This is a genomic window from Bacillus sp. SJZ110 (assembly GCF_006715455.1).
Lineage (GTDB): Bacteria > Bacillota > Bacilli > Bacillales > Bacillaceae > Bacillus > Bacillus subtilis.
In genome coordinates this window covers 411,360-432,690 of sequence record NZ_VFNF01000003.1, presented here as the reverse complement: position 1 = coordinate 432,690, position 21,331 = coordinate 411,360, and the positions used below count along the sequence as shown (strand labels likewise).

The 21,331-nt window shown below is 43.9% G+C and carries 18 protein-coding genes and 5 tRNA genes; 12 read left to right on the top strand and 11 right to left on the bottom strand.

Annotation, left to right across the window (positions count from 1 at the left end; all coding sequences use genetic code 11):
• Positions 1–16: 16 nt before the first annotated feature.
• The 10 genes from feuA to FB592_RS12170 all read right to left on the bottom strand — a co-directional run bounded on the left by feuA (position 17) and on the right by FB592_RS12170 (position 11,672).
• The gene (gene feuA, locus FB592_RS12215) at positions 17–970 is read right to left on the bottom strand and encodes an iron ABC transporter substrate-binding protein FeuA (RefSeq protein ID WP_141949545.1); all 954 of its coding nucleotides are present in this window, start codon (positions 968–970) and stop codon (positions 17–19) included.
• Between the two features lie 90 nt (positions 971–1,060).
• Complete coding sequence (gene btr / locus FB592_RS12210) at positions 1,061–2,650, bottom strand: bacillibactin transport transcriptional regulator Btr (RefSeq protein WP_064671154.1); 1,590 nt, start codon at positions 2,648–2,650, stop codon at positions 1,061–1,063.
• Between the two features lie 190 nt (positions 2,651–2,840).
• The gene (locus FB592_RS12205) at positions 2,841–4,085 is read right to left on the bottom strand and encodes an exo-beta-N-acetylmuramidase NamZ family protein (protein ID WP_069963950.1); all 1,245 of its coding nucleotides are present in this window, start codon (positions 4,083–4,085) and stop codon (positions 2,841–2,843) included.
• A gap of 13 nt (positions 4,086–4,098) precedes the next feature.
• A complete protein-coding gene (nagZ, locus tag FB592_RS12200; RefSeq protein WP_141949544.1) occupies positions 4,099–6,027 on the bottom strand; it encodes a beta-N-acetylhexosaminidase in 1,929 nt (642 codons plus the stop codon).
• A 27-nt stretch (positions 6,028–6,054) separates the two neighbouring features.
• Positions 6,055–7,380 carry an N-acetylmuramoyl-L-alanine amidase gene (gene amiE, locus FB592_RS12195; RefSeq protein ID WP_141949543.1) on the bottom strand — a complete coding sequence of 442 codons (1,326 nt, stop codon included), beginning with the start codon at positions 7,378–7,380 and terminating at the stop codon, positions 6,055–6,057.
• 56 nt (positions 7,381–7,436) lie between these two features.
• Positions 7,437–8,804 (bottom strand): PTS transporter subunit EIIC, encoded by a 1,368-nt coding sequence (locus FB592_RS12190; RefSeq protein WP_085187803.1) that lies wholly within the window; start codon positions 8,802–8,804, stop codon positions 7,437–7,439.
• A gap of 25 nt (positions 8,805–8,829) precedes the next feature.
• Complete coding sequence (locus FB592_RS12185) at positions 8,830–9,681, bottom strand: MurR/RpiR family transcriptional regulator (protein ID WP_015252968.1); 852 nt, start codon at positions 9,679–9,681, stop codon at positions 8,830–8,832.
• A 16-nt stretch (positions 9,682–9,697) separates the two neighbouring features.
• On the bottom strand, positions 9,698–10,612 hold the full coding sequence (gene murQ / locus FB592_RS12180) for an N-acetylmuramic acid 6-phosphate etherase (protein ID WP_021481934.1): 915 nt from the start codon (positions 10,610–10,612) through the stop codon (positions 9,698–9,700).
• 109 nt (positions 10,613–10,721) lie between these two features.
• Positions 10,722–11,204 carry a GNAT family N-acetyltransferase gene (locus FB592_RS12175; RefSeq protein ID WP_014475628.1) on the bottom strand — a complete coding sequence of 161 codons (483 nt, stop codon included), beginning with the start codon at positions 11,202–11,204 and terminating at the stop codon, positions 10,722–10,724.
• Between the two features lie 12 nt (positions 11,205–11,216).
• Complete coding sequence (locus FB592_RS12170; RefSeq protein WP_003234960.1) at positions 11,217–11,672, bottom strand: 2-thiouracil desulfurase family protein; 456 nt, start codon at positions 11,670–11,672, stop codon at positions 11,217–11,219.
• A 179-nt stretch (positions 11,673–11,851) separates the two neighbouring features.
• Between FB592_RS12170 and FB592_RS12165 the strand changes: the two genes are divergently transcribed.
• The 12 genes from FB592_RS12165 to FB592_RS12110 all read left to right on the top strand — a co-directional run bounded on the left by FB592_RS12165 (position 11,852) and on the right by FB592_RS12110 (position 19,916).
• Positions 11,852–11,926: transfer RNA gene (locus FB592_RS12165), tRNA-Glu, on the top strand.
• 3 nt (positions 11,927–11,929) lie between these two features.
• Positions 11,930–12,005 (top strand) — tRNA-Val (locus FB592_RS12160).
• 4 nt (positions 12,006–12,009) lie between these two features.
• Positions 12,010–12,082: transfer RNA gene (locus tag FB592_RS12155), tRNA-Thr, on the top strand.
• Positions 12,083–12,104: 22 nt separating this feature from the next.
• Positions 12,105–12,189, top strand: a tRNA-Tyr gene (locus tag FB592_RS12150).
• 4 nt (positions 12,190–12,193) lie between these two features.
• Positions 12,194–12,265: transfer RNA gene (locus FB592_RS12145), tRNA-Gln, on the top strand.
• 229 nt (positions 12,266–12,494) lie between these two features.
• Positions 12,495–13,058: an RNA polymerase sigma factor SigW gene (sigW, locus tag FB592_RS12140; RefSeq protein ID WP_014478649.1), complete on the top strand. Its 564-nt coding sequence runs from the start codon at positions 12,495–12,497 to the stop codon at positions 13,056–13,058.
• A 13-nt stretch (positions 13,059–13,071) separates the two neighbouring features.
• Positions 13,072–13,698 carry an anti-sigma-W factor RsiW gene (gene rsiW / locus FB592_RS12135; protein WP_134991968.1) on the top strand — a complete coding sequence of 209 codons (627 nt, stop codon included), beginning with the start codon at positions 13,072–13,074 and terminating at the stop codon, positions 13,696–13,698.
• Positions 13,699–13,859: 161 nt separating this feature from the next.
• Positions 13,860–14,681, top strand: coding sequence for a diadenylate cyclase CdaA (gene cdaA / locus FB592_RS12130; protein ID WP_003223651.1), 822 nt, complete (start codon positions 13,860–13,862; stop codon positions 14,679–14,681).
• Positions 14,674–16,128, top strand: a complete 1,455-nt coding sequence (gene cdaR, locus FB592_RS12125) for a CdaA regulatory protein CdaR (protein ID WP_125121491.1) — start codon at positions 14,674–14,676, stop codon at positions 16,126–16,128. Before cdaA ends, cdaR begins: the two co-directional genes overlap by 8 nt.
• Positions 16,129–16,146: 18 nt before the next feature.
• Positions 16,147–17,493 carry a phosphoglucosamine mutase gene (glmM, locus tag FB592_RS12120; protein ID WP_014112449.1) on the top strand — a complete coding sequence of 449 codons (1,347 nt, stop codon included), beginning with the start codon at positions 16,147–16,149 and terminating at the stop codon, positions 17,491–17,493.
• Positions 17,494–17,926: 433 nt separating this feature from the next.
• Positions 17,927–19,729, top strand: a complete 1,803-nt coding sequence (glmS, locus tag FB592_RS12115) for a glutamine--fructose-6-phosphate transaminase (isomerizing) (protein ID WP_015252962.1) — start codon at positions 17,927–17,929, stop codon at positions 19,727–19,729.
• A gap of 46 nt (positions 19,730–19,775) precedes the next feature.
• Positions 19,776–19,916 (top strand): hypothetical protein, encoded by a 141-nt coding sequence (locus FB592_RS12110; protein WP_120027725.1) that lies wholly within the window; start codon positions 19,776–19,778, stop codon positions 19,914–19,916.
• A 265-nt stretch (positions 19,917–20,181) separates the two neighbouring features.
• On the opposite strand, the gene alkA is transcribed toward FB592_RS12110, so the two are convergent.
• Positions 20,182–21,093 (bottom strand): DNA-3-methyladenine glycosidase II, encoded by a 912-nt coding sequence (gene alkA / locus FB592_RS12105; RefSeq protein WP_032724774.1) that lies wholly within the window; start codon positions 21,091–21,093, stop codon positions 20,182–20,184.
• Positions 21,094–21,331 lie beyond the last annotated feature (238 nt).

Here is a 21,331-nt window from a genome sequence, read left to right as displayed (position 1 = left end):
AAAAACCTACTCTGAATTAGTTTTGTGTCAATTTTTGAGTAGCCGCTTTCAGGAAACGGACTTTGCTCCAAGCTGTACCGCCTTGTGCGAGAGGGTCCACTGAGTTGACATACACATGGTCTTCTTTGACTGCTTTAAGGCTTTTCCAGATTGGATTTTTCTCTAAATCTTTTAAGGCATCAGGTTTGTCTGCATTTTCATCATCAGAAAATTGGACGAAAATATGGTCCGGGTTCATTTCACTTAATTTTTCTAATGAAATCAGCTCTTGCGCTTTTGCAGCTTTTACTTCGTTCGGCGCCTTAAGGCCTAAATCACCGTATAGTGTGGAGTTGAAATACACCTGTTCAGGGTAAATGTAAATGTTGCCTTGTCTGATTCTGATGACAAGCGCTTTTGAATCTTTCGCTTTATCGTTGATTTTTGTTTTTGTTTCTTTTAGATCCTGTTCATAGTCTGCAATAATTTTCTTTGCTTTTTTCTCTTTTCCAGTCAGCTGGGCAAGCAGCATCATGTTTTCCTTCCAGTTTGAAGAGATATGAGAAACTGGGATCGTCGTGCCTGCTGTGCTAATTTTTTGCAGCGTTTTTTCCGGAAACTTTGTTGAAGCAAGGATAACATCTGGCTTCATTTCAAGAATCTTTTCGATATTTGGCTCCATTTTTTCTCCGGTTGGTTCGGCTTTATCAGTGATGTCTTTGAACATATCAGGGAATTTGCCGGAGAATGAAATTGCGCCTTGCGGATGAACGTCAAGCAATTTCGCGTCTTCCATTGATTCAACGCTTCCCGTAATGGCAATTTTGTCTGTCGGTACAGTTACTTCATATGTTTTATCAAGGTATTCAATTTTCTTCTTCTCAGATGCTGTGCCGCTTGCCTTGCTGGCAGTTGATTCATTTTTACTGCCGCAAGCTGCCGCTGTCAGCGCGAGAAGCAAGATTAATAAGGTAAGAGATATCTTTTTCATCTATAGAGCCCCCTGTTCAATTGATAACTATTATCAATTGGAATTATAGAGAATGAACAGATATAACACCATGGACAAATTCCTGATTTATCATGGATAATCTCCGGATAGTAAAGAAACAGTTTGCTGAACGATGCGTTCGTGCCCGCAAGCTGAGTATTCATTCCACGGATCAAGGGATAGAAGATAAACACGGTTATTCTGTACCGCGCTTAGGTTTTGCCATGCTTCTGTCTGCTGTAATTGCTGGTAGTAAGCTATGGTCTCCGGCTCTTTAAAAAGAAAAAGCATCATACAGTCAGCTTGGTAATTTGCGATATTTTCTAACGAAATCGCTTGTTCTGAAGGTGTGTCAGCCGTTGTTGCCGAGCTGAATCCTAAATCCCCAAAGAAAACTTCGCGGACGCTTCGGTTATGTGCCAGATAGAAGTTTTGCTTATGCAGCCTCAAAAAGAGAAAACGCAGCCCTTGAACGTGCTGAAGCGTTTTTTTGGCGGCTGTTGTCTGCTGGTCATAATCCGCTAGCCACTTTTCTGCTTCGGACTCCTCCTTTAAAAATGAGGCAGTTTGCAGAAAGTGGGTTCTCCAGCTTTCTTCTGAAGGAAGGTACATGACTTCTGCGATGCGATTCAGGCGATCTTGTTCTTCTGGAGAAATAGAATCCATGCTGACAATCACATCTGGTTCTGCCTGTGATAACGTGTACAGGTTTTCTTCCCACTTTTCATTAAACCGGTATGCACTGAGCTGGACGGGTATATCTGTCGAATAATGCTGATAGTAGTAAGACGTCCATTTCGGATGCAGAGCGGCCGCAAAAGGTATGTGGTGAAGAGGGATGAGATGGCCCATTGTGCCCCTTCCGTATGCGGCGATTTTCTTTCGGCGTTTTTTCATATAGCTTGTAGGTGAACAGCCTGTATGTTTTTTAAAGATTCTGCTGAAATAAAATTCATCTTGATAACCGGTTTGGTGTGCAATTTCTTTCAATTTGCAGTTTGATTTTGCCATGAGCCGTTTTGCCTTTGTGATTCGTGTTTTCGTAATAAATTCTGTTACGCTCTGTCCTGTCCATTTTTTAAAGCTTTCACTGTAGTGTTTGGCACTGATTCCTGCCATTTGCGACAGCTGGGCAAGCGTGATTTTTGTATCGGCATGGGTTTCGATATAGTGTTTTGTTTTTTCGATTGCTGAATGTGTATCCGTTTGATCAGATAAACTGGCAGTAAAAAGGTCATAAATCAGGCTTTGTACTTCAATTACACATTTTAGCTGAGAAAGCTGAGACGATTCATTCCATAGTGCGGCAAGCTCTTGAAGCCGGACGGCAAGATTTTCGATATGTGAAACATTCATAAGCTTCAGTTTGGCTAATTCCGATTCTGTGCACGGTGTGAAAATATCTTGCCCGGTTTCCTTGATATAGCTTTGAAGCCTGATCATACAGGCATCTATATGTCCATCGGCTGCCGGCGTAAAGCCAAAGGTCTCGTTAGGCGGACAAACATAAAGTGTCTTTTTTTGCAGAGGATTGGTGTTTGTTCCGATCGAAATATAGCCGTTTCCTTTTAAATGAAAAATCAGCACGAATGAATCGGCTAATTGCTGTTCTGAGAAGAGATCACTTGTCTTTTTTAGATATTCAATTTGTATCGGTTGATAAATCACTGCATTTTGCACGAGTAGACCACCTTTTCAGAGGCTTTTAATTGATAATCATTTTCAATAAAAATTGTACCAAATAAAAGAAAGTTTTCCTATATAAAGCGGGTGGGTTTTTAGAATGAAAAAAACCCTTACACATGTGTAAAAGTAAGGGTCTTTCGTTCGGTAAGAATATGTTACACGTGTAACATACGATGCTTACGTTCTAATAAATGAGATATTTTTTTCTTGTTTTGCTGAATTGTTGGAGTGTTTTTTCATAGCTGTTTATGATGTCCTCAACCGAAGTTCCATTTTCAATTTTTGTCCTGATCCAGCCGTTGCCTGCCAGTTTATCGAATGAACCTGTTGACAGGAACTCAAAATCCTCAGGATAGAGATCGTGTATGGTTTTAATGACTGAAAGACCCGTTTTAACGGCTTCAAACTTATCTCTGTCTGTCACATAGAGCTGCACACCGTGGCAAAGCGTTCCTTGATGTTTAGAAAACGTCGGTGTGAAGGATGCTGCCCTAAATGTTACGCCCGGCAAATGGAGGCTGTTTAATGTTTCTTCAAGTTCTGTGCTTTTGATAAAGGGAGCTCCGATCAATTCGAATGGTTTTGTTGTCCCTCGCCCTTCGGATATATTTGTTCCTTCAATCAGCCCGGTTGCAGGATAAACAAATGTGCTTTCCACCGTCGGCATGTTAGGCGAAGGGAGGACGAAAGGCAATCGGGTATCGTCAAAATCCATTTTTCGTTTCCAGTGTTTCATTTTTACCACTGTAAGATCGGCATCAATATCAAATTCTTTGTTGAACAGTAAAGCCAATTCGCCTATCGTCATCCCATGCTTCAATGGAATGGGATACAATCCGACAAATGAGGCGTATTCAGGTTCTAAGATTGGTCCTTCAATATGATTCCCGCCTTGAGGATTCGGACGGTCCAGCACCATAAATGGAATGCCGTTTTCTTTAGCGGCTTCCATTGCGTATGCCATTGTATAAATGTACGTGTAGAAACGGGTCCCGACATCCTGAATGTCAAACATTAGAATATCGACATTTTTCAGCATTTCTGGAGTCGGTTTTTTCGTTTTTCCGTAGAGGCTGTATACGGGTACCCCGGTTTTTTCGTCAATGTAAGAGCCTACTTCGTCTCCAGCCTGGGCGTCACCGCGGACGCCGTGTTCAGGGCCGAATAAAGCTGTCAGTTTGATATCTGGGTTCTCGTAAAGAATATCGACACTGCTTTTCAGAGATGCGTTTACTCCGGTTGGATTGGTGATCAGTCCGATGCGTTTTCCCTTGAGCTGTTTTTTATAGTCTGGCAAGAGCGTGTCTATACCAGTCTGGACTTTAGGTTTTTTAGCCGTTTGATTCTTCGAATCGGGTGAAGCAGAGGCAGCGGTTATCGTTCCGAACATCATGAGCCCTGTCAGAAAAGCGAATATTGTTTTTCTCATGTGTCCCTCCTTATTAAAGCGGTCTTCCAGTTTTGATATTTAATCCGTAGCCAAATGGGTAAAGGGTGTTCCCTGGTTTCGTGACTGACGGAATGTCAACTGGAAGTGTGCCTTTAGGTTTTGCCTGACCGAATATCGCCATCACTCCGGCCGGAATATTAGGTTGAAGATAACGGCCATTTGCGTATCCTTTAAAGCCATAGACTGCAATCAGTGCCTTTGCTTCTTCGAAATTGGCTGCATCATAGGGGTTGCGCAGGCTCATTAAGACAAATGGTTTGTTGTGCTGCAGTGCGGCTTTCATGACAGCTCTCGGAAACACGGTGGCCCATTTGCTCGAATCTGATATTGTGTCGTCGATGACACCGTCGTTGACGACAGGGTCATTTTTGACGACATAGGAGCCGGTTATGATATAATCAGCCTCTTTTACTTGTTTTGCATGCTCGGCATTAAATATTTGGTTGGCAAAATTCATTTTGTCGACAGATACGGGTTTGATTTTCTTTCGCTTGATGAGATCGTGAATGGTTTGTTCGATTGAAGCAGTTTGTTCTTCGTAAGGTGCCACAATTAAGATGTGGCTGCCTTTTTTAGGCTTGAACGGCAAAGTGTGCTGTTCATTTTTTAATACAGTTACTGCTTTTTCAGCTATTTTTTTCTCTGCTTTCAGGTGCTGCTTGCTTCCTACGATTTTTTGGGCTTTGGCTATTTTTTCTTTTGTACTGTCGCTGTTTCGCGCTGGATACATGCCGCGTTTTATTTTCAGGGAAATGATTCTTTCAACTGATTTGTTGATTTGTTGTTCAGGAATATCCCCGTTTTTCACGGCTTCTTTCAAAGCTTGAATAACACGTGCGAATTTCTGTTCTTCTTTCATTGAAGTGACTGAGGCTGGCATTAATGCAATATCGACACCAGCTTTTACGGCCATGACCACAGCCTCTTCCTGTCCGAAATGATCTGCGATTGCCTTCATATTGAGTGCATCGGTAACGATCACACCATTAAAGCCCATTTCCTGACGAAGAAGACCTGTCATCACTTTTTTTGAAAGTGTAGCTGGAACCAGAATGTCCGATCCATCGAGTTTGCTTTTGTAAGTGGTGTCATCAAAGGCGGGAAACTGAACATGGGCTGTCATCACCATATCAGCACCAGCATCAATTGCTTTTTGAAAAGGATATAGCTCGACCTCACGAAGCCGTTCTTGGCCATGGGAAACGAGCGGCAGTCCATAATGGCTGTCAACGTCCGTGTCTCCATGTCCCGGGAAATGTTTGAGGGCAGACGCGATATCCTGCCGCTGCAACCCTTTCATCGTGTATAAACCGAGGCGTGATGTCAGTTCTCGATTGGAGCTGAATGACCGTACGCCGATTACAGGATTATTAGGATTATTGTTAATGTCCACGACAGGGCTGAAATCTGTATTGATGCCTAAGGCAGAGAGCTCTTTCCCGATGATGCTGCCGGTCTGATACGCATTGATTCTGCTTCTGGCTGCGCCCAGCGCCATATTCCCTGGGAAATTAGTGCCCTCCCCTAACCTCGTTACAATGCCGCCTTCCTGATCAATACTCAGCATGAGCGGGATTTTTGGACTTGCCTTTTGGTAATCGTCTGTCAGTTGGACAGTTTGTTTTGTTGTTTTTACATTTTCTGCAAAAAGGATGATGCCTCCGAATTGATATTTCTTGACGAGGCTGGCGACTTCATCATTCATTTCTGTAAGGGCTTGCGGAGAGGACTCGCCTTCCTTTTGCCAATTTCTAAAATCAGGCATCAGCATCTGGCCGAGTTTTTCATCTAACGACATACGATTGACAATCTGATTGGCATCGATTGAACGTTTGGATGCAGAGGCTTCTGTCTGTCTGGCCCCGAAAAAGCATGAAAGAAAGAGAACGGCTGAAAGGATAAGCGGAAAGACAGGTCTCATAGAAACTTCCTCCTATCGTCTAATCATTCACTCCATCGCTTCATAAATCGCGGTTATGACACTTCCATAACTGCCTGTTGCAAATTGATCACCCTCAAAGACGTTTGGATTTTCTTCTGGATCAATAACTGGTGTATGCTTTTTATTTGTTAACAATGCGATGCCTAAATTGTATGCTGGATCAATAATTGTAACTGTCCCTGTCCAGCCGGTATGCCCGTAAGCATTTTCACTGGCATGAGGGCCAAACATCCATTCCATGCTTATACTTCCGTTCCGCCTCCAGCCAAGAGCGAATGTCGGGTCTGTTGCTGAAGGTGCTGTAAACAGGTCGGCTGTTTTCTGATCAAATAAAGAAATGTTTCGGTATGAACCTTTGTTTAACATGACTTGCAGCAGTATGGCCATATCATCTGCATTTGAGAACAATCCGGCATGCCCAGACACGCCATCCATTGAGTAAAACGCTTTTTCGTCATGCACCTCTCCTTGCAGCGTGTTTGTGCGGATGTTAGGGAATTGAATAACGCCGTCACGTGTATTGCCCATTCGTTCAGTAGCTGCGAACTGTTTCGGTTTAAAGCCCTTTTGCAGCGGATTGTACAAGGTATGCTTCAGCCTGAGCGGTTTGTAGAGCTCTTGCTCCGTGTAGACATCAAGCGGTTTGCCAGTGAGTTTTTCGACAATACACCCAAGTAGCATATATCCAATGTCACTGTATACGTGTTTTGTCCCGGTTTGATAATCGAGCGGAATTTTCGTCAAATATTCAATCGTTTTGTCCCGTTCTTGGGAATAGTACTTGCCGGCTTTTTCCGGCGTGTAAAAGTAAAAGCTTGATGGGAGCCCTGATTGGTGCTGGAGGACATCAATGACACGTATCTTGTCTTTTCCTTTTATGAGGTCACCCGGCTGATCCTTGAAACCCGGCAAATATGCAGAAACTTTTTCATAGACGTCAAGTTTTCCTTGGCTGACTAAGCGCTGCAATGCAAAATTTGTTGCGTACATTTTTGTATTCGAGGCTAAGTCAAACATCGTTCTGGTTTTCATTTTGGCTGGACGGCGCAGCAGTTCTGACCCTTCGTACTTTTTACTGTAGCCGTATGCTGCTTTTTTTATGATGCGTCCATCCTTCACCACCACAAGAACGGCGCCTGGAAATCCTGCTGCAATATCCCGTTCTATCATCTGATCTACCTTCTTTAGCTTCTTCGTCGAGAATTGTGCAGTTTCTGCATTTATGGTTTTCGGCTCAACCAAGTTGTCTGCTGTTTGTGCGAAGGTTTCATTTGGCGCGAATATCGATAGGGTTAAAATGGCACTGAATATGAACAGTGTCTTTGTTTTCACAGGCTAGCCCCTTTCTGTGCTTCTATCCCGTTTACTATCCCTAATACAGAAACAATTTAATCGAACTGAGAAGCCATTTCATCTTTATATCCGAATGCATAGGTCAATAAAAAGCCGGCCGCGTAGGAAATAAAGAGCCCAACGATATACAGGATGATTTGCGAAGGCAGGACTAGAAAAGAAAGCGGCAGTCCGGAGACACCAATCGCAATGGTGGCTACTTGAAAATAAGCTTGAAAGGCGCCGCCGATTCCAGCTCCTAAACATGCTGTTAAAAACGGGCGGCCAAGCGGCAGCGTGACTCCGAAAATAAGCGGTTCACCAATGCCGAGCAGTCCCGATGGAAGCCCGCCGGCGATTGCTTTCCTCAGTGTTGTTTTTTTCGTCTTCACGAAAACGGCAAAGGCCGCGCCTACCTGTCCTGCACCTCCCATAGCCAAAATAGGGAGCAGAGGATCATTGCCAATTGAATTGATCAGTTCCATGTGCACAGGCGTCAAGCCTTGATGCAGTCCGGTTACGACGAGAGGAAGGAAGGTTGCGCCCAGAATAAAGCCTGCAGCGATGCCGCCGATGTCCAGGATGGACAGTAGGCCGGATGTAATAGCATCAGAAATGAATCCGCCTAAAGGCATAAATACGACATACGTTACGATTCCGGTGATTAACAGTGAAACGGTGGGTGTGACAATGATATCGAGTGATTGAGGAATAAAACGGCGAATAAATTGTTCGGTGTAAGCAATGAATATGGCTGCGAAAAGGACGCCGATCAGACCTCCCCTGCCCGGGAGAAGCTCTTCTCCAAATAAACTGATTTTTGCGATCTCCGGATTGATAATCAAGATCCCGGCCAAAGCACCAAGTGCGGGTGTCCCGCCAAATTCTTTCGAAGCGTTAATACCGACGAGAATGCCGAGATAAGTGAACAGCCCTGATCCGATGACTGTCAGGATAACCGCAATTTGTGAGTCTGCAGAGAGCCAGCCTGCTTGAATAATTGCTTTGGTAATCCCAGTAATTAAACCGGAAGCGACTAGAGCGGGAATAAGAGGGATAAAAATGCTGGCAATTTTACGTAAGAAAAGTTTAAAAGGAGTGGCGTTTTTTCGATTGATATCGGCTTTCTTTTTGGCCGCTGCTTCTTTGACATCGGCACCTTCTTCTGCTGACACGAGCTTTGAGAAAGCAGCTGTAACATGATTGACGACTCCTGTGCCGAGGATAATTTGTAAGGTTTCAGCTTCAACGACCCCCAATACGCCGTCAAGCTTTCTTAAACCCTGAGCATCTGCTTTGCTTTCATCGTAAGGCGTAATGCGCAGGCGTGTCATGCAATGCGTATATGAAGAAATATTGGATTTTCCTCCGCATAGATCAAGGATTTTCTGTGCGAGATGATGGTAGTTATTTTCTTTGCTCATTAAAACCCCTCCCCTTCAAGATGCCTTATTTTATTCTCATAGATTGTATGGCTGCTCTCGTTTTATCTATATAACCGGTTGTCGTTTCATACTGCTCAGCCGCCATGCCTAAAAACAAAACATCAATTATAAAAAGCTGGGCGAGGCGGGAGGAAGTGGCTGCACTTCGAATCAAGGCTTCATTGGAATGGGCTGTATACAAAGGGACATCAGCCAGTGCGGAGACGGATGTCTGACTGAATTGTGTGAGGCTGATCGTTGTGATGCCTTTTTCCTTGGCCATGGCAAACAGTTCAATGATTTCCTGTGTCTCTCCTGAAAACGAAATGGCGAATACGATGTCGTCTTTATCTGCATTTGCGATTAAAGATGCCACAAGATGAGTGTCTGTAAACGCGGTTGCTTGTTTATGAATGCGAAGCCACTTTTGCTGGGCGTCCTTGGCGACAATGCCGGAAGCCCCGAGGCCGATAAAATGCACGGTATGAGCTTTGAGAAGCAGAGAAACCGCTCGTTCAAGCTCTTTGTAGTCCATCAGGTCTGAAGTATCCTGAATGGCTTGAATGGCATTGCCGGCCGTTTTTTCGGAAATGGAGGGCAGCGGCTCGTGGGGAACAATATCCCGGTAGCCCTGAAACGTAGGCTTTGCCAGATCGCCCGCTACTCTCATTTTTAAATCTTGAAATCCTTTTAAACCGAGTGATTTGCAGAGCCTGATGACGGCAGCGTCACTTGAATTGGCTAAGGCGCTGATTTCGTTGACCGTGCTTTCGATTGCTTTGTGGGGATGGGCTAGGATATAATCTGCAAGTTTGCGCTCGGATGGAGGGAGCTTATGCTTCATTGATTGGATGATCGCTAAACCGCCTGTGGCCATTCTAGTTCTCTCCTTATCATGGATGGTAATGTTCGATTGCTTTGTCAATGAAACCGTTTGCTTCATCGAGTAATGTCTTTGCTTGTTTCTGATCTGTGCTTGTTTTGAGCATGACGATTGCTGTTTTGACGTGATGATCGGCTTGTTCCAGAGTGTATCTGGCTGTGTCGTATGAAGCGTTTGTAAGGCTTTGGATAATGCTGATGGCGCGTTCTTTTAGTTTTTTGTTGCTGACGTTGACGTCTACCATCAAGTTTTCGTAAACCTTGCCGATTTTGACCATTACAGCGGTAGATATCATGTTTAGAATCATTTTATGAGCGGTTGCGGCTTTCATACGTGTTGATCCTGTAATGGCCTCAGGTCCGACGACAACCTCAATGCTGTGATCCGCATCCTTGCTGATGGCGGAGTTTTCATTGCAAGTAAGGGCGATTGTGTGTGCTCCGACTTTTCGGGCGTATCTTAGGGCGCCTGCGGCGTACGGTGTGCGGCCGCTTGCTGCGATGGCAATGACGGTGTCATTTGAAGTGAGCTGTATGTTTCTTAAATCTTCAGCTCCTGCTTCTTCACTGTCTTCAATGCCCTCTGCTGCCTGTAAAAAGGCTTTGGGGCCTCCAGCCATGATTCCGATGACCTGATCAGGGCTTACGCTGTAGGTGGGAGGACATTCAACAGCATCCATGACGCCGAGTCTGCCGCTTGTGCCGGCGCCTGTATATATGAGCCGGCCTCCATTTTGAAACGATTCATATGCGCAGTCTACAGCTGTTTTGATGTCGGGGAGAACCTCCTGGACGGCTGCAGCGACTTTCATATCTTCGTTGTTGATCATTTTGAGGATGCCAAGAGTGTTTGCTTTGTGGATTTCAACTGTTTGGCTATTGCGTGATTCCGTTGTGAGACGGTGAAGGTTTAATGGTTCTGACATGAGGATGCCCCCTGTTTTAAAATAATATATCTCAATATTCAGTATATTCATTTCTGTTATGATATTTCAACTATGTTTTTAAGTTTTTGAAATTTTATTTCACTCAAGACTATAAGAAATGATGAAGGATCAACTGTTCTCCAAGCGGCCCGATTCTTCGCCGTCCTTTATCAAGGAACCCGCTTTTCATATATAGGTGTTTTGCGCGTATGTTCAGATGATTGACGGCCAAGATGATTTCGTCGCACCATGGAAAATATCCGCTCACAAAAGCGGGAAGCAAAAGCATGGCTTTTTTCGCATAGCCTTTTCCGTGATGCACAGCGTTTAAAGACAGGGAGCTGAGCAGTAAAGCAAATGGATTGTTAGAATAAGAAGCAAGCGTTTCTTTTGATGCATGTAAAATGAAAAAACCGACTGGAAGGTCGTCTTTTAAGATGACAACCGGGTATCGGTCCTGTATGCCCAGAGCCTGAGACAGCACCTCTTTCGGGAGGGAGGTAAAGCGTTTGTCATCGTTGGTGAGCGTGAATGATTGGAGCTCGGGCAAGTGTTCAGGCTTATAGAAGGATAAAGAAATGTCTTGAGTCATGGGGTGGCCTCCTTACAATATGTCGTTAAGCTCGTTTTCCGAAATGACGCGGTAGCCCGCTTGTTTTAACAGTGCGGCGGTTACTCCGCTGCCGGTGATTTTTTTGCCAGAGAATGTGCCGTTATAGATAAAACCGCTTCCGCAAGATGGACTGTTTTCTTTTAATATGACGGCAGAAGCGTTGATTTCTTTTGCGTAAGCCAATGTTTTCGCGGCGCCTTCCATATATAGTTCTGTGACGTCTTCTCCTGAAGCTGTCACGATTTTCGCTGTTCCATTGAGGACATCCTCGCCGGTGCCTCCTATGATTTCTGCGGGTTCGCGTGGGGTAGAGAAGCCGCCGAGAAGTTCAGGGCAAGCCATAACTGCTTTCTTTTCATCGACGAGTTTTCTGATTTTCTCCGACGCTGCGTGAGAGCCGTTATATCTGCATTCAATGCCTCCAAGGCAAGAACTGACTAGAATCATATTGGTTTCTCCTCTCTTGCTTTGCTTGTCTCTATCATAAAATAAATGGCTTTAGTTGGGAGGCTTTTTCAGTTAAAAAAGGAGTTAAAAAGTTTGAAAATAAAAAATTTAATTTTCCTCTTTACAAACAGGGGGTGACCTGTATATAATAACTTTTGTCAGCTCGACGAGAACACAACGGCCCGTTGGTCAAGCGGTTAAGACACCGCCCTTTCACGGCGGTAACACGGGTTCGAATCCCGTACGGGTCACCATTTGGAGGATTAGCTCAGCTGGGAGAGCATCTGCCTTACAAGCAGAGGGTCGGCGGTTCGAGCCCGTCATCCTCCACCATCTTGCCGGTGTAGCTCAATTGGTAGAGCAACTGACTTGTAATCAGTAGGTTGGGGGTTCAAGTCCTCTTGCCGGCACTGTTTTTTCAAAATTTTATGTGGAGGGGTAGCGAAGTGGCTAAACGCGGCGGACTGTAAATCCGCTCCCTCAGGGTTCGGCAGTTCGAATCTGCCCCCCTCCACCATTATTGGGCTATAGCCAAGCGGTAAGGCAACGGACTTTGACTCCGTCATGCGTTGGTTCGAATCCAGCTAGCCCAGTCACAGACACCTTTGATCAAAGGTGTCTTTTTTCTTTTCGGAAAAATCATTCCAACTTCTAACTGTTCAGTCTGTATAATAATTTTAAAAATATGTTAAGGTAGTTTATTCACGAATTACCATCTACACCCTGCCAAAAATTTGATAAACTTATTTTATAAAAAAATTGAAACCTTTTGAAACGAAGCTCGTATACATACAGACCGGTGAAGGCAGAGGTTAGATAAATATGGAAATGATGATTAAAAAAAGAATTAAACAAGTCAAAAAAGGCGACCAGAATGCATTTGCGGACATCGTAGATATTTACAAAGATAAAATTTATCAGCTTTGCTACCGTATGCTTGGCAATGTGCATGAGGCGGAGGATATTGCACAGGAAGCTTTCATCAGAGCGTACGTTAATATCGACAGTTTTGATATTAACCGGAAATTTTCAACTTGGCTTTATCGAATCGCGACCAATTTGACCATTGACCGCATTCGCAAAAAGAAGCCGGATTATTACCTCGATGCAGAGGTGGCTGGTACGGAAGGCTTGACCATGTATTCTCAAATCGCCGCAGATGGTGTTTTGCCTGAAGATGCAGTTGTGTCGCTGGAGCTCTCAAACACGATACAGCAGAAAATTTTAAAGCTTCCTGACAAATACAGAACAGTCATCGTATTAAAGTATATTGACGAACTCTCATTAATTGAAATCGGGGAGATTCTAAACATTCCTGTGGGGACTGTGAAAACGCGGATTCACAGAGGCAGAGAGGCTCTTAGAAAACAATTAAGGGATCTTTAAGTGGGGTGATGAAATGAGCTGTCCTGAACAAATTGTGCAGCTTATGCATATGCATCTTGATGGAGATATCCTTCCAAAAGATGAACACGTATTAAATGAACATCTGGAGACATGCGAGAAATGCAGAAAGCATTTTTACGAGATGGAGAAATCCATAGCGCTCGTACGGAGCACATCGCATGTCGAAGCCCCCGCGGATTTTACCGCTAATGTCATGGCAAAATTGCCTAAGGAGAAGAAAAGAGCTTCTGTAAAAAGATGGTTCAGATCCCATCCCGTTATCGCAGCTGCTGCGGTATTCATCATTTTGATGGGCGGGGGTTTTTTTAACAGCTGGCATAATGACCACAATTTCAGCGTGTCCAAGCAGCCGAATCTTGTGGTTCATAACCATACTGTGACCGTACCAGAAGGTGAGACGGTCAAAGGTGATGTCACTGTCAAAAACGGCAAGCTGATTATTAAAGGCAAAATAGACGGGGATGTAACCGTCGTAAACGGCGAAAAGTATATGGCCTCTGCTGGACAAGTCACCGGTCAGATTGAAGAAATCAATCAATTATTCGACTGGACATGGTACAAGATGAAGTCTGCGGGGAAAAGTGTACTCGATGCATTCAGTCCGGACGGAGAAGAGTAAAGCGCGTTAGCCGCTTTGCTCTTTTTTTTGCGGGCTGAGAGGGCTGGCACATTTCACTTGCTAAATCGAAATGTGGTATAATGGGCTCGCTATGTAAAGTACATATGCGTAACACGTAAAACACAAAATACGAAATGACTGAAATCTTGGAGGACGAGGAAATGGCTTTTGAGGATATCCCTTTTTTGCAGTACCTCGGCAATGCCGTTGATATTCTCCTTGTTTGGTATGTGATATATAAATTGATTATGGTGATACGCGGCACGAAAGCGGTTCAGCTGTTAAAAGGAATTGTAGTCATCGTGCTTGTTCGTATGGCCAGCCAATATTTGGGCCTCAGCACACTTCAATGGCTGATGGACCAAGCGATAACATGGGGATTTTTAGCAATTATTATTATTTTTCAGCCTGAGCTGAGAAGAGCGCTTGAACAGCTAGGCCGCGGCCGCTTTTTTTCGAGGAGCGGCACGCCTGTTGAAGAAGCGCAGCAGAAAACGATTGAGGCCATTACTAAAGCGATCAATTATATGGCGAAACGCCGTATAGGCGCCCTGCTGACCATTGAGCGGGATACTGGAATGGGGGATTATATTGAGACTGGCATACCACTGAATGCCAAAGTCAGCTCTGAGCTGCTGATCAATATTTTTATCCCAAACACCCCGCTTCATGACGGTGCGGTGATTATGAAAAATAATGAAATTGCCGCGGCCGCCTGTTATCTGCCGCTTTCTGAGAGCCCGTTTATTTCAAAAGAACTGGGCACGCGGCACAGAGCAGCTGTCGGTATCAGTGAAGTAACAGACAGTTTGACGATTATTGTGTCTGAAGAGACCGGCGGCGTCAGTGTGGCAAAGAACGGCGACCTTCACAGAGAGCTTACAGAAGAAGCGCTGAAAGAAATGCTTGAAGCCGAGTTTAAGAAAAACACCAGAGACACTTCTTCTAACCGCTGGTATTGGAGGGGCAAGAAAAATGGATAAATTCTTAAACAACCGCTGGGCTGTGAAAATCATTGCTCTGCTTTTCGCGCTCTTGCTTTATGTGGCGGTTAACAGCAACCAAGCACCGACTCCGAAAAAACCGGGTGAATCTTTCTTTCCGACATCAACAACTGATGAAGCAACTCTGACTGATATTCCGGTTAAAGCGTATTATGATGATGAAAATTACGTCGTGACGGGTGTTCCGCAAACGGTTAATGTCACGATAAAAGGCTCGACAAGCGCCGTGAAAAAGGCTCGGCAGACCAAGAACTTTGAAATATATGCTGATATGGAACATTTGAAAACCGGCACACATAAGGTTGAGCTTAAGGCCAAAAACGTGTCGGATGGGCTGACAATCTCAATTAATCCGTCTGTTACGACAGTGACCATTCAGGAACGGACGACCAAAAGTTTTCCCGTAGAAGTGGAGTACTACAACAAAAGCAAGATGAAAAAAGGCTATTCTCCGGAGCAGCCGATTGTCAGTCCGAAAAATGTGCAGATTACCGGATCGAAAAATGTCATCGATAATATTTCTCTTGTAAAAGCTTCAGTGAATTTGGAAAACGCAGATGAAACGATTGAAAAGGAAGCGAAAGTGACTGTCTATGATAAAGACGGAAACGCGCTTCCTGTCGACGTGGAGCCCTCGGTCATCAAGATTACCGTTCCGGTGACAAGCCCGAGTAAAAAAGTGCCCTTTAAAATTGAACGGACAGGAAGCCTTCCTGACGGTGTCAGCATAGCGAATATTGAATCCAGCCCCAGTGAGGTAACGGTTTACGGCTCACAGGATGTGTTGGATTCTCTTGAATTTATTGACGGCGTCAGCTTAGATTTAAGTAAAATTAACAAGGATTCCGATATCGAGGCAGATATTCCGCTTCCTGACGGTGTCAAAAAAATCTCACCGTCAAAGGTGACTTTGCATATAGAAGTCGACAGTGAAGCGGATCAGAAGTTCGAGAATGTCCCTATCAAGACTGTAGGGCTGAGCAGCTCACAAAACATTGAATTTCTTGATCCTGAATCACAAGCGATAGATGTAACGGCTAAAGGCTCTCCCGCGAATATAAATAAACTGAAAAAATCAGATATTGAATTGTATGTGAATGTTTCAGATTTAGAGGACGGGGAGCATAGCGTGAAGCTTGAAGTGAACGGGCCACAGAATGTAACTTGGTCCTTGGGGCGGAAAAACGCCAAAATCAAGCTGACGTCTAAGAAAAGCAATACATCAACGAATGATAACAGCAGCAATACATCAGGGAACCAGGATGACACAGATAAACAAACAAATGATCAAAAGAACAATCAGCAAGAAGATACAAAGAACACTGATAAAAACAACAACGATCAAAACCAAGACGAAAATAAAGATCAAAACCAAGATCAGGATGAGGATGAATCCACTGCGAATTCACAATCCTCATCGGAATAAAAAAGGAGCGATTATAAAATGGGCAAGTATTTTGGAACAGACGGTGTAAGAGGTGTCGCCAATAGTGAGCTTACACCTGAGCTGGCCTTTAAAGTCGGACGTTTCGGCGGTTATGTGCTGACAAAAGACAAACAACGTCCAAAAGTGCTGATAGGCCGCGATACACGCATCTCCGGCCATATGCTGGAGGGAGCCCTTGTCGCCGGACTTTTATCCATTGGCGCAGAAGTCATGCGCCTGGGTGTCATTTCTACACCAGGTGTATCTTATTTGACAAAAGCGATGGATGCAGAGGCGGGCGTCATGATTTCCGCTTCTCATAACCCAGTGCAGGATAACGGCATCAAATTCTTTGGGGGAGATGGATTTAAGCTTTCTGATGAACAGGAGGCTGAAATTGAGCGCCTGATGGACGAACCTGAGGATAAGCTGCCAAGACCTGTCGGAGCAGACCTTGGACTTGTAAACGATTATTTTGAAGGCGGACAAAAATATCTGCAATTCTTAAAACAGACAGCTGATGAAGATTTCACAGGCATTCATGTGGCATTGGACTGTGCCCATGGCGCAACGTCATCCTTGGCGACACACCTGTTTGCTGATTTAGATGCAGATGTTTCTACAATGGGGACTTCCCCGAACGGATTAAACATTAATGACGGCGTCGGTTCGACTCATCCCGAAGCGCTCAGCGCGTTTGTCAAAGAGAAAAACGCGGATCTCGGTCTTGCGTTCGACGGTGACGGCGACCGCCTGATTGCTGTCGATGAAAAAGGAAATATTGTAGACGGCGACCAAATCATGTACATATGCTCAAAACATCTGAAATCAGAGGGCCGTTTAAAGGATGATACAGTGGTTTCAACCGTGATGAGCAACCTCGGCTTCTATAAGGCGCTCGAAAAAGAAGGCATCAAAAGCGTACAGACAGCTGTCGGCGACCGCTACGTAGTAGAAGCAATGAAAAAAGACGGCTACAACGTCGGCGGAGAACAGTCAGGACATCTTATTTTCCTTGATTACAACACGACAGGGGACGGATTATTGTCTGCTATTATGCTGATGAACACTTTGAAAGCCACAGGCAAGCCGCTGTCAGAGCTTGCAGCTGAAATGCAGAAGTTCCCGCAGCTGTTAGTCAATGTGAGAGTGACTGATAAATATAAAGTTGAAGAAAATGAAAAAGTAAAAGCAGTTATTTCTGAAGTTGAAAAAGAAATGAACGGCGACGGCCGGATTTTGGTGCGCCCTTCAGGAACTGAACCGCTCGTCCGTGTCATGGCTGAAGCGAAGACGAAAGAGCTGTGCGATGAGTATGTCAATCGCATTGTTGAAGTCGTCCGGTCAGAAATGGGATTAGAGTAACGAAGTCTATTATCAGAGAGTGAACAAGACAAGCGAGGTTTACATAAGATAATTGTGAGACATACGGCAAAGTTGTTTAAAAAACAATTGACCGTTTATGCCACATGTTGTAAAATCAAGCTTGTCTTGTTCTTATTTTCTCAATAGGAAAAGAAGACGGGATTATTGCTTTACCTATAATTATAGCGCCCGAACTAAGCGCCCGGAAAAAGGCTTAGTTGACGAGGATGGAGGTTATCGAATTTTCGGCGGATGCCTCCCGGCTGAGTATGCAGATCACAGCCGTAAGGATTTCTTCAAACCAAGGGGGTGACTCCTTGAACAAAGAGAAATCACATGATCTTCCAAAAAACATGTAGGAGGGGACGATTGAAAGTCCCCTTGAAATTTGACTTTCTTCGTCTCCTTTTACAATCTTAGGAGGAAGAAAAATATGTGTGGAATCGTAGGTTATATCGGTCAGCTTGATGCGAAGGAAATTTTATTAAAAGGGTTAGAAAAGCTTGAGTATCGCGGTTATGACTCTGCTGGTATTGCTGTTGCCAACGAACAGGGAATCCATGTGTTCAAAGAAAAAGGACGCATTGCAGATCTTCGTGAAGTTGTGGATGCCAATGTAGAAGCGAAAGCCGGAATTGGGCATACTCGCTGGGCGACACACGGCGAACCAAGCTATCTGAACGCTCACCCGCATCAAAGCGCACTGGGCCGCTTTACACTTGTTCATAACGGCGTGATCGAGAACTATGTTCAGCTGAAGCAAGAGTATTTGCAAGATGTAGAGCTCAAAAGTGACACCGATACAGAAGTAGTCGTTCAAGTAATCGAGCAATTCGTCAATGGAGGACTTGAGACAGAAGAAGCGTTCCGCAAAACACTTACACTGTTAAAAGGCTCTTATGCAATTGCTTTATTCGATAACGACAACAGAGAAACGATTTTTGTAGCGAAAAACAAAAGCCCTCTATTAGTAGGTCTTGGAGATACATTCAACGTCGTAGCATCTGATGCGATGGCGATGCTTCAAGTAACCAACGAATATGTTGAGCTGATGGATAAAGAAATGGTTATCGTCACTGATGACCAAGTTGTCATCAAAAACCTTGATGGTGACGTGATTACACGTGCGTCTTATATTGCTGAGCTTGATGCCAGTGATATCGAAAAAGGCACGTACCCTCACTACATGTTGAAAGAAACGGATGAGCAGCCTGTTGTTATGCGCAAAATCATCCAAACGTATCAAGATGAAAACGGCAAGCTGTCTGTGCCTGGCGATATCGCTGCCGCTGTAGCGGAAGCGGACCGCATCTATATCATTGGCTGCGGAACCAGCTACCATGCAGGACTTGTCGGTAAACAATATATTGAAATGTGGGCAAACGTGCCGGTTGAAGTGCATGTAGCGAGTGAATTCTCCTACAACATGCCGCTTCTGTCTAAGAAACCGCTCTTCATTTTCCTTTCTCAAAGCGGAGAAACAGCAGACAGCCGCGCGGTTCTCGTTCAAGTCAAAGCGCTCGGACACAAAGCCCTGACAATCACAAACGTACCTGGATCAACGCTTTCTCGTGAAGCTGACTATACATTGTTGCTTCATGCAGGCCCTGAGATCGCTGTTGCGTCAACGAAAGCATACACTGCACAAATCGCAGTTCTTGCGGTTCTTGCTTCTGTGGCTGCTGACAAAAACGGCATCGATATCGGATTTGACCTCGTCAAAGAACTCGGTATCGCTGCAAACGCAATGGAAGCTCTATGCGACCAGAAAGACGAAATGGAAATGATCGCCCGTGAATACCTGACTGTATCCAGAAACGCTTTCTTCATCGGACGCGGCCTTGACTACTTCGTATGTGTCGAAGGCGCACTGAAGCTGAAAGAGATTTCTTACATCCAGGCAGAAGGTTTTGCCGGCGGTGAGCTGAAGCACGGAACGATTGCCTTGATCGAACAAGGAACACCAGTATTCGCACTGGCAACTCAAGAGCACGTAAACCTAAGCATCCGCGGAAACGTCAAAGAAGTTGCCGCTCGCGGAGCAAACACATGCATCATCTCACTGAAAGGCCTAGACGATGCGGATGACAGATTCGTACTGCCGGAAGTAAACCCAGCGCTTGCTCCGTTGGTATCTGTTGTTCCATTGCAGCTGATCGCTTACTATGCTGCACTGCATCGCGGCTGTGATGTTGATAAACCGCGTAACCTTGCGAAAAGTGTTACTGTGGAGTAATAAATGTTTAACCCCTTTGGATAAGATTATCTAAAGGGGTGTTTTTATGTCCAAAAGAGAAAGAACGTCTACAGTGGAAAAATGGATTAAAGAAGTTGATGGTACAGGACCCGACTATCGATCGGCCATAGCTATAGATTTAAGATGTTTCCACATAAGGTCGGTCAATCAGGTTAAAAGGCATTAAGACTTTTGCCTAACTGAGTTTTCTGATGTTAATACAGATATAAGAGAGCAGTTCCTCATTAAGATACGCTTTTGATAGCAGTTGGAATTTAGCATGCTAGAAATCCGAAAACCGGAGAGCCTATTGGAATGATAACGTTTTTTTTTATTGTCAATTAATAAAGGCAAAGAATTCTAGAAGTCGCACTTACAATGTACTTGTAGGCCTTAGGTTTTAAAGCTCATTCTTTTTTTATTGAGTACATTCCGGTTTAAGTTGAAATGATTCAGTAAAGGACACGCCATAAATAAAAGGTAGCGTATGACTCCCATGTTTTCCATGAAAACGATATTTCTAAGATTTCATCTTTCGTAGGCTTTCGATTCATATTACGTAATATTTTTATCGAACGAATTAGACCCACATCATCGATTGGAAAAGCTGTCGGGAACCTAAGGCAGCGCATTAGAACATAATTGGCTGTCCAAGGACCGATTCCTCGTATTTTAATTAAGTTTTTTTCAGCATCTTTAAAGTTCATTTTCATTAATTTTTCCCTCGATAATTCCCCACTTGCCATTAATCTGGCTATTCCAATGATATATTCACTTTTTTTTACCGTCATTTTAATATCTGCCAGGTCGGTAGGGGTTAACCGTGCAATTCGCTCGTACGGTGGGAACACCCAATACTTTTTACCATTCCATTCAATAGAATCGCCAAATGCTTCTACAAATTGCTTCTTTAAGGAGTACGCGAAGGCTAAGTTAATTTGTTGCCCTAAAACTCCCCAACATAAAGCTTCAAATAAATCGGGAATGCCGATCACTCGCAACCCATAAAATTTTCGGGCAGGCATTTTAAGTAATGGATCTGCTTTTGCCATTTCATAAAATGGAGTTAAATCGTTATCAAGATCAAACCATTCATGAATATATTTTACAATCTCTTCCCGTTTCCACTGCTCAACAGGTCTAGAATCGTTTAGGAATTGAACAATCATTTGTTTATTATTGATTACGCTTACCTGCACTAAGGACCGAATTTCCCCAATGGCTATAACTTTTGTAATGATATTGTTCTCTATTTCATACATGCATTCATTTTTTTCCCTGGTTAGGTAGCCAAGGTTAGCATTCATGTCGAAAATTTCAGGTAATGTAATGACAATAACATCATTGACTTCATGCCATGCCACTTTTTCTTTCTCCTTATCTTAAATAATTATAAGAAAACTCACGCTGGTTGAAATTAGTTTATCACATAATCATCTTTACTCATTTTGTTATCTTGCTATTACATTCTAACCATCTTATTTTTTTCTATTTATGAGGTTATAGTGTAGTTATCAAGAATGTTAAACGGGAGTAGATAAAAATGGCCCAAGATATAAAAATCGCGTGTCGAAAATTTAAATTGGGATTTAATTCAAAATG